The following is a 12810-nucleotide window of genomic DNA, read 5'->3' as shown; positions in this document are numbered from 1 at the left end:
CCTGGCCGACTGCCCGAGGGAAAACCCAGCCCCGCCGGCGGTTGAGGCGCGGGGGCGCGGGGTCTCGGCCAATGCCGCGCGCCAGGCGGTAAGTGCGAGCGGACGTCGGCCAAAATCCAGCCCCGCCGGCGATTGAGGCGCGGGGGTGCGGGGGCGGAGCCCCCGGAGCGGCGCCGGGGGCTACTCCACGAACAGCCCCCGCGCAGCGGCCCGCGCGTCGAAGGCCTCCAGGCGGGCCTGCGCGTCCGGCAGGGCGTCCGCCATCGCCTCCAGCAGCACCCGCCCCAGCAGCATCGGCGCGCACGCCGTGTCGAAGGCCAGCCCGGTGCCGACCGGCGCCGGGATGAGCAGGTCGCTGTGGCGGGCAACGGGCGCGAACGCCGAGTCCGCCACCGTCACCACGGTCAGCCCGGCCGCCCGTGCGTGGTCCAGCGCCTCGACGACCTCCCGGGGGTGGCGGGGCAGCGCGAAGCACAGCAGCGCCGAGGCCCCGGCGGCGGCCGCCGCGTCGATCCGGTCGGCGAGCATGGAGCCGCCCTCGTCGAGGAGCCGTACGTCGGGATGCACCTTCGCCGCGAAGTACGCGAACCCGCGCGCCTGCGAGGAGGCGGCCCGCAGCCCCAGCACCGGCAGCGGCGCCGACCCGGCCAGCACCCGGCCCGCCTCCTCGACCGGCGCCGGATCGGCGAGCACCGCCGAGAGCCGCCGCAGGTTCTCGATCTCGCCCTGGACGGCCTGCTGGTACTCGTTGTACGAGTCCTCGCGCGCGGGCTCCGGCCGCCCGGCGGGCGCCACCTCGCGCAGGTGGCGCCGCAGCGCCGGGTAGCCGTCGAAGCCCAGTGCCACCGCGAAGCGGGTCACCGAGGGCTGGCTCACCCCGGCCAGCTCGGCGAGCTCCACGCTCGACAGGAAGGGCACCTCCGCCGCGCCGCGCACCATGCAGTGCGCGATCCGCCGCTGGGTCGGCGTCAGCCGGTGCCCCTCGAACAGCTTCTGCAGCCGTGCGGCCGGGCTGTCGCTCATTGCCGTCCCCTCCGTCCCGTCCCCGGTGAGATATTCAGTCACGGTGCACTCTGCATGTGGTTATGCAGCTCGGCAACCCGCGACCGCGATCCGGATACGGGGGCTACCCCCAGTGCCGGGGGCTCCGCCGGTTCCTACGGTGGGCGCATGACAGCCGCAGCCCACTCCCCGCAGGCCCAGGAGCTCGAGAAGGAGCTCGCCGCCACCCTCGACGCCCGGCGGGAGCTGGGGCCGGAGTACGAGGCCGCCCTCGTGGACTCCTTCGTCGAGAAGGTCGACACGCAGGTCAGGCGCCGGCTGGCCGAGGAGCGGCTGCGGACGGCGCGCGGCGGACCGCAGGACGCGGACTCGGCGGCGGCCGCCTTCGGGGAACGGTTCGGCTTCGCGATCGTCACGCTGGTGCTGGCGATCCCGCTGTCCGCGATCGGCGCCGCCCAGGCGGGCATCGGCGGGCTGCTGGTCGCCTGGGCGGGCATCCTGGGCGTGAGCTTCGCCCACGCCACGCGGCGCCTCCGCCGGGCTCCCGAGACCCCGTGACCTGAACGGCTGCGCCGGGCTCCCTGGGGCTCCGCCCCAGACCCCGCGCCTCAAACGCCGGCGAGGCTGGTTTTGGCCCCGTGGATTTCGTCCCCGCGGGCGAGTTCCCGGCCCGGGCTCAAAAAGTAATGCGGGGACCGCCGGCACCCCCGGTTGCCCGGGGGGCGGGACGACGGCGGTCCCCGTGTGGGATACGGGCCGGGTCAGGGCCGTCCGCGTCCCTGGCGTCCGCGCTGTCCGGGAGCCGCTCCGGAGGCGCGCCGACGCCGTTCGTGGCGCCGGCGGGGTGTCCGGTTCCCCGGTGTTCCCTGCCGACGACCACCACTGTGCCGGAGCCGTGTTAAGCCGGTGCTGCCGTCACATGTCGGGCCCGTACCGTTTGCGCGTCGGGTGTCTACTTCGCGCCCTTGGCAAGGAACGCCAGGAGGTCCTGGCGGCTGACGACGCCGGTGGGCTTGCCCTCGACGAGCACGATCGCCGCGTCGGCCTCGCCGAGCACCGCCATCAGCTCGGAGACGGGCTCGCCGGAACCGACCTGCGGCAGCGGCGCGCTCATGTGCTTCTCCAGCGGGTCACCGAGGGACGCGCGCTGCGCGAACAGCGAAGCGAGCAGCTCCTTCTCCACGACGGAGCCGATGACCTCGGCGGCCATCACGTCCGGGTGGCCGGCGCCCGGCTTGACGATCGGCATCTGCGAGACGCCGTACTCGCGCAGGACCTCGATGGCCTGCCCGACGGTCTCCTCGGGGTGCATGTGGACGAGGGAGGGGATGCCGCCCTCCTTGTCGGCGAGGACGTCGCCGATGCGCGCCGCGGGGCCCGCCTCCTCCAGGAAGCCGTGTCCGGCCATCCACTCGTCGCTGAAGATCTTGCTGAGGTAGCCGCGGCCGCTGTCCGGCAGCAGGACGACGACCACGTCGTCCGGGCCCAGCCCCTCGGCGGCGCGCAGGGCGGCCACGACCGCCATGCCGCAGGAGCCGCCGACGAGGAGGCCCTCCTCCTTGGCGAGGCGGCGGGTCATCTGGAAGGAGTCCTTGTCGGACACCGCGATGATCTCGTCGGTCACGTTCGGGTCGTAGGCGGTCGGCCAGAAGTCCTCGCCGACGCCCTCGACGAGGTACGGGCGGCCGGAGCCGCCGGAGTAGACCGAACCCTCGGGGTCGGCGCCGATGACCTTGACGAGGCCGCCGCTGACCTCCTTCAGGTAGTTGCCCGTGCCGGAGATCGTGCCGCCGGTGCCGACGCCCGCGACGAAGTGGGTGATCTTCCCGTCCGTCTGCTCCCACAGCTCGGGGCCGGTGGTCTCGTAGTGCGAGCGCGGGTTGTTCGGGTTGCTGTACTGGTCGGGCTTCCAGGCGCCGGGCTCGCGCGCGAGGCGGTCGGACACGTTGTAGTACGAGTCCGGGTGCTCGGGGTCGACGGCGGTCGGGCAGACCACGACCTCGGCGCCGTAGGCGCGCATCACGTTGATCTTGTCCATGGACACCTTGTCAGGGCAGACGAAGATGCACTTGTAGCCCTTCTGCTGGGCCACGATGGCGAGTCCGACGCCGGTGTTGCCGCTGGTCGGCTCCACGATGGTGCCGCCGGGCTTGAGGGCACCGCTCTGCTCGGCGGCCTCGATCATCCGGACGGCGATCCGGTCCTTCACGGATCCGCCGGGATTGAAGTACTCGACCTTCGCAAGGACGGTGGCCTGCAGGCCTTCGGTCACACGGTTGAGCTTCACCAGCGGGGTGTTGCCGACGAGGCTGATCATCGAGTCGTGGAATTGCACCATGTTCTCCAGGGAGGGGACTCCACGGGTTCTCCGGGAGGTCCGGCCAGAGTATGCGGAAAGGGATTGGCCGACCGTCCGTACGGGGCAGGAAGGTCAACAAGACCGATGGAGGTGGCCTGAAGGGTGTCCAGGGCGAGAACGGCCCGCCGGATCGCGGCGGGGGCAGCGTACGGCGGAGGCGGTCTCGGACTGGTCGGGGTCGCGGCGGTGGGGCTGGTGCTGGCGGAGGTGCAGTTCGCGAAGCGGACGGTGGGCACCGGGCTGCCGGATCCGCCGCGGGCGGACGGCCTGTACGGGAGCGAGTTCTCCGGACCGGAACTGAGTCCGGGGCCACTGCGGATGGGCATGCTGGGCGATTCGACGGCGGCCGGGCTGGGCGTGCGCCGGGCCCGCCAGACGCCGGGGGCGCTGTTGGCCTCCGGGCTGGCGGCGGTGGCGGAGCGGCCGGTGGAGCTGCGCAACGTGGCGCAGTCCGGGGCCATGTCGGACGACCTGGACCGCCAGGTGGGGCTGCTGCTGGACGGGGACGCGCCGCCGCCGGACGTGTGCGTGATCATGATCGGGGCGAACGACGTGACGCGGCGGATGCCGCTCACCCAGTCGGTCCGGCTGCTGACCGCGGCGGTACGAAGACTCCGGCTCGCGGGGTCCGAGGTGGTGGTCGGCACCTGCCCGGACCTGGGCACGATCGAGCCGGTGTACCAGCCGCTGCGGTGGATGGCCCGGCGGGTCTCGCGGCAGCTGGCCGCCGCGCAGACCATCGGTGTGGTGGCGCTGGGCGCCCGCACCCTGTCGATGGGCGACCTGCTGGGGCCGGAGTTCGCGGCGAACCCGCGGGAGATGTTCGGCCCGGACTCCTACCACCCCTCGACGGAGGGGTACGCGACGGCCGCGATGGCGATCCTGCCGACGCTGTGCGCGGCGCTGGGCCTGTGGCCGGGCTCGGACCGGCTGGACGTGTCGCGGGACGAGGACATGCTGCCGGTGGCGAAGGCGGCGTCCGCGGCGGCGGGCGAGGCGGGCACGGAGGTCACGGCGGCCCGCGGCCCGTGGGCCCTGCTCAAGCACCGCCGCCGGCGCCGGGTGACGGCGGAAGACCTCCCGGCCCCCCTCCCCGGCCGGGCGTGACCCGGACCGCAGCTCGCACGGGGCTCCTGAGCCGCAGGGGCGCGCCTGGGGAGCAGGGGCGAGCGCCCGGAGGAAACCGCGAGGAACGAGTGGTTTTCGAGGACGCACGACGCTGTGAGCCAGGCATCGGCACCCCGGAGGCGAAGGAGCCCCGGAAAAGGGGACCGGCATCACACCGCAAGGGCGGTGACCTCGACCGTACGGGGCGGTAACTTCGCTTGCGGTCCCGCAACGACGCACCCCTTGGAGTCCCGATGCCCGAAGCCGTCATCGTTTCCACCGCCCGCTCTCCCATCGGGCGCGCCTTCAAGGGGTCCCTCAAGGACATGCGCCCGGACGATCTGACCGCCACGATCGTCCAGGCCGCCCTGGCGAAGATCCCGGAGCTGGACCCGCGCCAGATCGACGACCTGATGCTGGGCTGCGGCCTGCCGGGCGGCGAGCAGGGCAGCAACCTGGGCCGGATCGTCGCCGTGCAGATGGGCATGGACCACCTGCCGGGCCTCACGCTCACCCGTTACTGTTCCTCCTCCCTCCAGACCTCCCGCATGGCGCTGCACGCCATCAAGGCGGGCGAGGGCGACGTCTTCATCTCGGCCGGCGTCGAGATGGTCTCCCGCTCCGTCCACGGCTCCTCCGACATCCGCGAGACCCACAACCCGCTGTTCGCCGACGCGGAGGCCCGTACGGCCGCCGTCGCGCAGAGCGAGGGCTCCTCCTGGCACGACCCGCGCGAGGACGGCCTGATCCCGGACGCGTACATCGCGATGGGGCAGACCGCCGAGAACCTGGCCCGCCTCAAGGGCGTGACCCGGCGCGACATGGACGAGTTCGGCGTCCGCTCGCAGAACCTGGCCGAGGAAGCCATCAAGAACGGCTTCTGGGCCCGCGAGATCACCCCGGTCACCACCCCGGACGGCACGGTCGTCTCCACCGACGACGGCCCGCGCGCCGGCGTCACCCTGGAGGGCGTGCAGGGCCTCAAGCCCGTCTTCCGCCCCGACGGCCTGGTCACGGCCGGCAACTGCTGCCCGCTGAACGACGGCGCCGCCGCGCTGGTCATCATGAGCGACACCAAGGCCCGGGAGCTGGGTCTGACCCCGCTGGCGCGCATCGTGTCGACCGGCGTCACCGGCCTGTCCCCGGAGATCATGGGCCTCGGCCCGGTGGAGGCGTCCAAGCAGGCCCTGAAGCGGGCCGGGCTGACCGTCGGCGACATCGACCTGTTCGAGATCAACGAGGCCTTCGCGGCCCAGGTCATCCCCTCCTACCGGGACCTCGGGATCCCGCTGGAGAAGCTGAACGTCAACGGCGGCGCCATCGCCGTCGGTCACCCGTTCGGGATGACCGGTGCCCGCATCACCGGCACCCTGATCAACAGCCTGCAGTTCCACGACAAGCAGTTCGGTCTGGAGACCATGTGCGTGGGCGGCGGCCAGGGCATGGCCATGGTGATCGAGCGTCTCAGCTGAGGCACCGGCCGTTCCGTAGCGCAGTGTGAGGGTCCGGTACGGCCCCAGCGCGGGCCCCCAGGCCCCGCAAGGGATCCTCTAGATCCATGCGCTGTACTGACGTCGAATCTAATCCCGTCGCGGCCGACCTGTGACCGAATCTCCCCCAGGATGTGACCTTTATCCTGGGGGATCGGCGTTTCCCCAGGTCAGACGCCATCCCCCCAGGGCTCCCAGGACGAAAGACCTGTCCAATTCATGACGTAATGCACTGCACGCCATTCCCAGCACAGGACAAGCTGATGTAGGAAGTCGGGGGATCGAATCAACCAGGAGTTAGTCAGTGAGCGCCATGTCTCTTGCCCTGCTGCTGACCACGGCCGCTGCCACGGCCGTGGGCGCCGCTGCGCTGCACGCCGTCCACGGACTGCGAAAGCAGGTCACCGCCCTGCGCGGTGAGCTGGCGGTTCCGGCCCAGGCGCGCGGTGCGACCGTGCCGCACGCCCGCAGCGCCGCGGCGTCCCCCGCCGCGGAGATACGAGCCGCCGTCGCCGAGGCCCTGGCCGAGGAGCGCGAGCGCGAGCTGGCCGAAGCGCGGGCCTTCTGGGCCGCGCAGGAGGCCCGCGACGCCGCCGACGCCCCCTCGCTGCTGGGCGGCCTGCCCGGCCTCGGCGAGGAGGGCCCGGTCTTCCTGCCCCGGCAGTCGGACATGGTCGGCCTGGAGCCGGTCCTGGGCGACGACCTCGCAGGGGGCACCTCCTGGCCGGAGGCTGGGGGAGACTACCCGGAGGATCCGGCCGAGCTGGCCGCGGCCCGCCGGCGCCACCCCTCGCACCCCGACTTCGTTCCGGTCCAGTCGCACCCCGGCGCCGACCACGAGCGCACCGTCAGCCGCCTGGAGGAGCTCGCGGAGGCCCGTACGGCCCTCGCGGACGTCCGCCCGGGCCCGCTGGGCACCCTGGACGTGTACGTCTTCACGGACGGCACCACGCTGTGCATGACCCCGGGCCACCGGGAGACCGCGGAGCGCCTCGCGGAGGCCCTGCGTTCGGGCACCGCGCCCGTCCTGCTGGGCGGCTCCGGCATCTCCGGCGCCTACGCGCTGACCTTCTCCTGCGGTGACGCCGAGGACCCCGACAGCAACGTCTACATCCTCGCGGACCGCGTCATCGCATCGCTCTGACTTCCGCCCGCTCCACCAGCGCCACGGCCTCGTCCAGCTGCTCGGACGGGGCCTTCGCGCCATCCCCGCCCCGCAGGGCGCCCAGCGCCTCGGCGAGGTCCAGTCCGGCGACCGCCACCTGGTCCCCCACGACGAAGATCCCCGCGTCCGGCATCACCCGCGCGTCGGGCACCCCCGCCGCCCCGGACGCCGCGGCCTCCAGCCGCTGCGCCCGCAGGGCGAGTTCCCGGGCCAGTTCCAGCGCCTCGGCGGCGGCGCCGCGCTGGAGGCGGCTCTGCGGGGCGGCCCGCAGCCGGTCGGCGAATCGTTCCACGGCGGCCGTCAGGGCTGAGGTATCGAGCACCCGGCCGACCTTACGCGCCGCCCGCGCGCCATTGCCAACGGCCGAACTCTCCGGCACGGTGACGTGAAGAGAACAGCACGGCGATACCCCCGGAGGCGCCCATGTCCGTAGAGTTCTCCGAACAGACCCACCGCAACATGATCGACAGAATCCCCCAGTGCACCGGTCGTGAGATGTCCGACTGGCTCCGCACCGTCGACGAGGGCCCCTCCCTCGTCCGGTTCGAGGAGAAGGTCAGCTGGCTGCTCGGCGCGCACGAGCTCTCGTACGGCCAGGCCAAGGCGATCATCCACGAGTACGACCTGCGCAGAGCCGCACGCCGGTTCGGCTGAGCCCGTCCCCTTCCACCACCTCCACAACGCGGGAAGGCCCCGCGAGCGGTGTGCTCGCGGGGCCTTCCCCGTGCGGTGACGTGCGGTGCCGTGAGGCGGTCCGGCTAGTCGTCGCCGGAGAGGATCTGGAACAGGCGCAGCAGCTCCAGGTAGATCCACACCAGGGTCATGGTGAGGCCGAAGGCCGCCAGCCAGGACTCCTCGCGCGGGGCGCCGTAGTTCACTCCGTCCTCGACCTGCTTGAAGTCCAGGGCGAGGAAGCAGGCGCCGAGGAGGACGCCGACGATGCCGAACACGATGCCGAGGCCGCCGCTGCGGAAGCCGAGGCCGTCACCGCCGCCGAAGACGGCGAACAGCGAGTTGGCCACCATCAGGAGGACGAACCCGAGGGCCGCGGCCATCACGAAGCCGGTGAAGCGGCGGTTGACGCGGATCCAGCGCATCTTGTACGCGACGAGCACGGCGGCGAAGACGCACATCGTGCCGAGGACGGCCTGGACGACCACGCCGGGGCTGACGTAGGTGCTGACCGCCATGCTGATGACGCCGAGGAAGACGCCCTCGAAGGCCGCGTAGCTCAGGATCAGCGCGGGCGACGGCTTGCGCTTGAAGCTCTGGACCATCGCCAGGACGAAGGCCACGAGCGCCGCGCCGATGGCGATGCCGTACGACGTCTTCAGGTTCGCCGGGTCGACGGGCAGCGCGATCCAGGCGAGCGTCGCCGTCACGATCAGGGTGCCGAGCGTCATGGCCGTACGGCTCACGACGTCGTCGATCGTCATGACGTTGCCGCGGACCGGCGCCGCCGGCATGCCGGTGGTCGGGTCGGTGGCGTAAGGATTCGTCGCGTACGGGTTGGTCGCGGTCCCGGCCTGCGCGTGCTGCGCCTCGAAGCCCGCGTAGCCGCCGTTGTCGCGGCTGAACCCCCGTCGCGAGAAGACCGGGTTACTGCTCCTCATCTCACTCCTCCATGGCCACCGTGCGCAGCCTTGCTCCAAGAGTAATGTGCTCGCAAAGAAAGCACCCTACTGCTGGAGGAGGATCTTAGGAGAAGCCGCGGCGAAGCACCGGGGATAAACGGGAGGGGCTGCGGAAGTGCCCGGAGCCGGACTTGAACCGGCACGGCCCGAGGGCCAGCGAGGTTTAAGCTCGCCGTGTCTGCATTCCACCATCCGGGCAGCGCAGCGGGCCCCCGTGGAAAAGCCTTGAACGCTATGCCGAGCCTATCCGGAACGCTCTGGCGGGCAGACGGCCGTCTATCCGATGTTGTCTGATTTTATTGGTGATTGAGTGGGCGTCAGAGCCGATAAGTCACGGTCGGCACCGTTCCGGGCGACGCTCTCGCCCACCACGGGAATGACGTAATTTCGCTGCCCCGCGCCACCCCGTCCGCCACCCCGGGCCACCCCCCGCGCCACGCCCCGCGCCGCGCGGCCGCCCCGGTCCGCTCTCAGGGCTCCTGTCATACCAAAGGAGGAGGCGGGACCGCTCGCGGTCAGCCTCCAGTGGGCCAGTGAACGGGCACCGCGGCTGATCCGGAGCCCCGGGGGCGGCGGTGAGGATGGAACGGTCCCACCCCCACCGCAGCAGCCGCTCGACAGGAGTCCCCGTGACCGCCATGAACTACGCCCCGCACCACACCTCCCAGGCGGTGGCCGCCCGTGCCACGCAGCTGTCCAAGGTGTACGGCCAGGGCGAGACCCAGGTGGTCGCGCTGGACAACGTCTCCGTCGACTTCGCCCAGGGCCAGTTCACCGCGATCATGGGCCCGTCCGGCTCCGGCAAGTCCACCCTGATGCACTGCGTCGCGGGCCTGGACACCTTCTCCGGCGGCTCGGTCCGCATCGGCGACACCGAGCTCGGCTCGCTCAAGGACAAGCAGCTGACCCAGCTGCGCCGGGACAAGATCGGCTTCATCTTCCAGGCCTTCAACCTGCTGCCGACCCTGACGGCCCTGGAGAACATCACGCTGCCGATGGACATCGCCGGCCGCAAGCCCGACCGCCAGTGGCTGGACACCGTGATCGCCATGGTCGGCCTCTCCGAGCGCCTCTCCCACCGCCCCACCCAGCTCTCCGGCGGCCAGCAGCAGCGCGTGGCCGTGGCCCGCGCCCTGGCCTCCCGCCCCGAGATCATCTTCGGCGACGAGCCCACCGGAAACCTCGACTCCCGCTCCGGCGCCGAGGTCCTGGGCTTCCTGCGCAACTCGGTCCGCGAGCTCGGCCAGACCGTCGTGATGGTCACCCACGACCCCGTCGCCGCCTCCTACGCGGACCGCGTCATCTTCCTCGCCGACGGCCGCATCGTCGACGAGATGCGCCAGCCCACGGCCGACGGCGTGCTCGACCGGATGAAGGCCTTCGACGCCAAGGGCCGTACCAGCTGAAGCGGGGCCGCCCAGCGGCTCCCCGCAGCCCTCCGCACAGCCCTCCGCACAGACTTCCAGCCCCAGGACTGAGATCCCCATGTTCCGTACCGCCCTGCGCAACGTCCTCGCGCACAAGGCCCGGCTGCTGATGACGGTGCTCGCCGTCACCCTCGGCGTCGCCTTCGTCTCCGGCACCCTCGTCTTCACCGACACCCTCAGCAAGGCCATGTCCAACCAGTCCGCGAAGTCCTACGAGGGCGTCGCGGTCTCCGTCACCGACTACGGCCGCACCCGCGGCGAGGACGGCCAGAAGCAGGGCGAGCCCGGCATCGGCCAGCAGACCCTCGACAAGATCAAGGCCGTCAAGGGCGTCGACGCGGTCTCCGGCCGCGTCCAGGGCTTCGCGGGCGTCGCCGACCCGAAGGGCAAGCTGATCGGCAGCGGCTGGGCCAACGCCGGTTCCAACTTCGCCCCCGTCAAGGACGGCAAGGACCCGCGCTACTCCTTCACCGAGGGCACCGGGCCGGTCAAGGACGACCAGGTCGCGCTGGACAAGGACAGCGCCGCCAAGGGCAAGTACCGGGTCGGCGACAAGATCCGCGTCGCCACGAACGGCCCGGTCCAGGAGTTCACCCTCACCGGCGTCTTCACCACCGAGGACGGCGCCGTCAACGCGGGCGGCAGCCTCGTCCTCTTCGACACCAAGGTCGCCCAGGAGCTCTACCTCCAGCCCGGCTTCTACCGCGAGCTCTCCATCAGCGCCCAGGCCGGCACCACCGCCGACCAGCTCCTCGCCGAGATCAAGCCGCTGCTGTCCAAGAGCGCCGAGGCCAAGACCGGCGCCGCGCTGGCCGCCGAGCAGGCCAAGGACATCGAGCGGGCCATGTCCGGCATGAGCACCGGCCTGCTGATCTTCGCCGGCGTCTCCCTCTTCGTCGGCATCTTCCTGATCTACAACACCTTCACCATGCTGGTCGCCCAGCGCACCAAGGAGCTGGCCCTGCTGCGCGCCGTCGGCGCCAACCGCGGCCAGGTCAAGCGCTCCGTCCTCGCCGAGGCGGGCGTGGTCGGCCTCATCTCCTCCGTCGTCGGTCTGGCCTGCGGCATCGGCCTGGCGGTGGCCATGCGCTCCGCGATGGACCTCTTCGACGCGAAGATCCCGGCCGGCTCGCTGATCATCTCCCCGACGACCGTCCTCGTCGCCCTGGTCATCGGCATCCTGGTGACCATGCTGGCCGCCTGGCTGCCCGCCCGCCGGACCGCCAAGATCGCCCCGGTCGCCGCCATGGGCAGCGTCCACCTGCCCGCCACCATGAAGTCCCTGGTGCTGCGCAACATCATCGGCAGCGTCCTGGCCGTCATCGGCATCGGCGTGGTCCTGCTCGGCGCCGGCCAGAAGAGCGACGGCCGCACCACCATCGCCGGCGGCGCGTTCTTCCTGCTCATCGGCCTGTTCGTGCTGCTGCCGATGCTGTCGCGCCCGGTCATCGCCGTGGTCCGCCCGCTGCTGGAGAAGGTGTTCGGCGTCTCCGGCAAGCTGGCCGCGCAGAACGCGGTCCGCAACCCGCGCCGCACCGCCGTCACCGCCGCCTCGCTGACCATCGGCCTCACCCTGGTCACCGCGATGTCGGTCATGGGCATCACCATCGGCCAGGCCGTCGACAAGCTGAGCACGCAGAACATCAAGGCCGACTACCGGGTCACCATGGCCGGCGAGGGCATGAACCTCGACAAGTCGGTGCTCCCCGCCCTGGAGAAGGGCAAGGGCGTCACCGCCGTCTCCCCGAAGACCATGGAGAGCGTCCGGATCGGCGGCACCTTCCAGACGGTCAGCGGCGTCAACCCGGCCGCCCTCGACGCGGTGCTGACCGTGAAGACCACCGCCGGCGACCTCGCCTCCCTGGGCCAGGGCAAGCTGATGGTCTCCGACAAGGAGGCCAGGAAGCAGGGCCTGTCGGTCGGCTCCACCGTCGACGCCGAGTACGACGACGGCCAGAAGGGCAAGCTCCAGGTCGGCGCGCTGTTCGACGGCAAGGACCAGCTCGACGACTACGTCCTCGACAACAAGATCCTCGCCTCGCACAACGAGTCCCAGTACCTGCCCGAGGTGCTCGTCAAGACCTCCGGCGGCGCCTCCGAGGCGAGCCAGCAGGCCGTCGTCGACGCCCTCGGCAAGAACCCGGCGGTCAAGGTCTCCGACAAGGAGGCCATGCGCAACGAGATGGCCGGCATGATCAACACGGCCCTGAACATCATGTACGGCCTGCTCGGCATGGCCCTGATCATCGCGGTCCTCGGCGTGGTCAACACCCTCGCGATGTCCGTCTACGAGCGCCAGCAGGAGATCGGCATGCTGCGGGCGGTCGGCCTCGACCGCGGCAAGGTCAAGAACATGATCCGCCTGGAGGCCGTGGTCATCTCGCTCTTCGGCGCGGTCCTCGGCATCGGCGTCGGCGTCTTCCTCGCCTGGGCCGGCGGCAAGACCATCGCGGGCTCCGTCCCCGGCTACGAGCTGGTGATCCCCTTCGACCGGATCGGGATCTTCTTCCTCCTCGCCGGACTGGTCGGCGTCCTGGCCGCCATGTGGCCGGCCCGCAGCGCCGCCCGGCTGAACATGCTGACCGCCATCAAGACCGAGTAGCGGTCGCGGCACACGCGTCAGGGC

11 protein-coding genes and 1 tRNA gene are annotated in these 12810 nt (G+C 71.6%); 7 read left to right on the top strand and 5 right to left on the bottom strand.

Features of this window, described 5'->3' with window-relative positions:
- Positions 1-180 precede the first annotated feature (180 nt).
- Positions 181-1023, bottom strand: coding sequence for a MurR/RpiR family transcriptional regulator (locus ACFV0Q_RS28405; RefSeq protein WP_385009204.1), 843 nt, complete (start codon positions 1021-1023; stop codon positions 181-183).
- A gap of 147 nt (positions 1024-1170) precedes the next feature.
- Between ACFV0Q_RS28405 and ACFV0Q_RS28400 the strand changes: the two genes are divergently transcribed.
- Positions 1171-1560 (top strand): hypothetical protein, encoded by a 390-nt coding sequence (locus ACFV0Q_RS28400; RefSeq protein ID WP_385009203.1) that lies wholly within the window; start codon positions 1171-1173, stop codon positions 1558-1560.
- Between the two features lie 394 nt (positions 1561-1954).
- Here ACFV0Q_RS28400 and ACFV0Q_RS28395 read toward each other — a convergent pair whose 3' ends face one another.
- Positions 1955-3337 carry a cystathionine beta-synthase gene (locus ACFV0Q_RS28395; protein ID WP_385009207.1) on the bottom strand — a complete coding sequence of 461 codons (1383 nt, stop codon included), beginning with the start codon at positions 3335-3337 and terminating at the stop codon, positions 1955-1957.
- A gap of 126 nt (positions 3338-3463) precedes the next feature.
- On the opposite strand from ACFV0Q_RS28395, the gene ACFV0Q_RS28390 reads away from it, so the two are divergent.
- The 3 genes from ACFV0Q_RS28390 (at position 3464) to ACFV0Q_RS28380 (ending at position 7102) form a co-directional block, all read left to right on the top strand.
- Positions 3464-4468 carry an SGNH/GDSL hydrolase family protein gene (locus ACFV0Q_RS28390; protein ID WP_385009202.1) on the top strand — a complete coding sequence of 335 codons (1005 nt, stop codon included), beginning with the start codon at positions 3464-3466 and terminating at the stop codon, positions 4466-4468.
- A 254-nt stretch (positions 4469-4722) separates the two neighbouring features.
- The gene (locus ACFV0Q_RS28385; RefSeq protein ID WP_385009201.1) at positions 4723-5940 is read left to right on the top strand and encodes an acetyl-CoA C-acetyltransferase; all 1218 of its coding nucleotides are present in this window, start codon (positions 4723-4725) and stop codon (positions 5938-5940) included.
- A gap of 331 nt (positions 5941-6271) precedes the next feature.
- Positions 6272-7102, top strand: a complete 831-nt coding sequence (locus ACFV0Q_RS28380) for a hypothetical protein (RefSeq protein ID WP_385009206.1) — start codon at positions 6272-6274, stop codon at positions 7100-7102.
- Here ACFV0Q_RS28380 and ACFV0Q_RS28375 read toward each other — a convergent pair.
- A complete protein-coding gene (locus ACFV0Q_RS28375; RefSeq protein ID WP_385009200.1) occupies positions 7086-7445 on the bottom strand; it encodes a hypothetical protein in 360 nt (119 codons plus the stop codon). The two genes, ACFV0Q_RS28380 and ACFV0Q_RS28375, sit on opposite strands and share 17 nt — an antisense overlap.
- 101 nt (positions 7446-7546) lie before the next feature.
- On the opposite strand from ACFV0Q_RS28375, the gene ACFV0Q_RS28370 reads away from it, so the two are divergent.
- Positions 7547-7777 carry a DUF4287 domain-containing protein gene (locus ACFV0Q_RS28370; protein WP_266576991.1) on the top strand — a complete coding sequence of 77 codons (231 nt, stop codon included), beginning with the start codon at positions 7547-7549 and terminating at the stop codon, positions 7775-7777.
- A gap of 104 nt (positions 7778-7881) precedes the next feature.
- Here the strand turns inward: ACFV0Q_RS28370 and ACFV0Q_RS28365 are convergent, their stop codons facing one another.
- Positions 7882-8736: a Bax inhibitor-1/YccA family protein gene (locus ACFV0Q_RS28365; protein WP_385009199.1), complete on the bottom strand. Its 855-nt coding sequence runs from the start codon at positions 8734-8736 to the stop codon at positions 7882-7884.
- Between the two features lie 137 nt (positions 8737-8873).
- Positions 8874-8955: transfer RNA gene (locus ACFV0Q_RS28360), tRNA-Leu, on the bottom strand.
- A gap of 440 nt (positions 8956-9395) precedes the next feature.
- On the opposite strand from ACFV0Q_RS28360, the gene ACFV0Q_RS28355 reads away from it, so the two are divergent.
- A complete protein-coding gene (locus ACFV0Q_RS28355; RefSeq protein WP_385009205.1) occupies positions 9396-10163 on the top strand; it encodes an ABC transporter ATP-binding protein in 768 nt (255 codons plus the stop codon).
- A 79-nt stretch (positions 10164-10242) separates the two neighbouring features.
- Complete coding sequence (locus ACFV0Q_RS28350) at positions 10243-12786, top strand: ABC transporter permease (RefSeq protein ID WP_385009198.1); 2544 nt, start codon at positions 10243-10245, stop codon at positions 12784-12786.
- Positions 12787-12810: the final 24 nt, after the last annotated feature.

It is taken from the genome of Streptomyces sp. NPDC059564 (assembly GCF_042735575.1).
In the GTDB taxonomy this organism is placed as follows: domain Bacteria; phylum Actinomycetota; class Actinomycetes; order Streptomycetales; family Streptomycetaceae; genus Streptomyces.
Note: the sequence above shows the minus strand (reverse complement) of the source record. Positions and strands in the feature narration are given on the sequence as shown.

Coding starts and splice junctions, on each gene's coding strand:
- ACFV0Q_RS28405 (WP_385009204.1), bottom strand. CDS start 1,023: ATGAGCGACAGCCCGGCCGCACGGCTGCAGAAGCTGTTCGAGGGGCAC.
- ACFV0Q_RS28400 (WP_385009203.1), top strand. CDS start 1,171: ATGACAGCCGCAGCCCACTCCCCGCAGGCCCAGGAGCTCGAGAAGGAG.
- ACFV0Q_RS28385 (WP_385009201.1), top strand. CDS start 4,723: ATGCCCGAAGCCGTCATCGTTTCCACCGCCCGCTCTCCCATCGGGCGC.
- ACFV0Q_RS28380 (WP_385009206.1), top strand. CDS start 6,272: ATGTCTCTTGCCCTGCTGCTGACCACGGCCGCTGCCACGGCCGTGGGC.
- ACFV0Q_RS28370 (WP_266576991.1), top strand. CDS start 7,547: ATGTCCGTAGAGTTCTCCGAACAGACCCACCGCAACATGATCGACAGA.
- ACFV0Q_RS28365 (WP_385009199.1), bottom strand. CDS start 8,736: ATGAGGAGCAGTAACCCGGTCTTCTCGCGACGGGGGTTCAGCCGCGAC.
- ACFV0Q_RS28355 (WP_385009205.1), top strand. CDS start 9,396: ATGAACTACGCCCCGCACCACACCTCCCAGGCGGTGGCCGCCCGTGCC.
- ACFV0Q_RS28350 (WP_385009198.1), top strand. CDS start 10,243: ATGTTCCGTACCGCCCTGCGCAACGTCCTCGCGCACAAGGCCCGGCTG.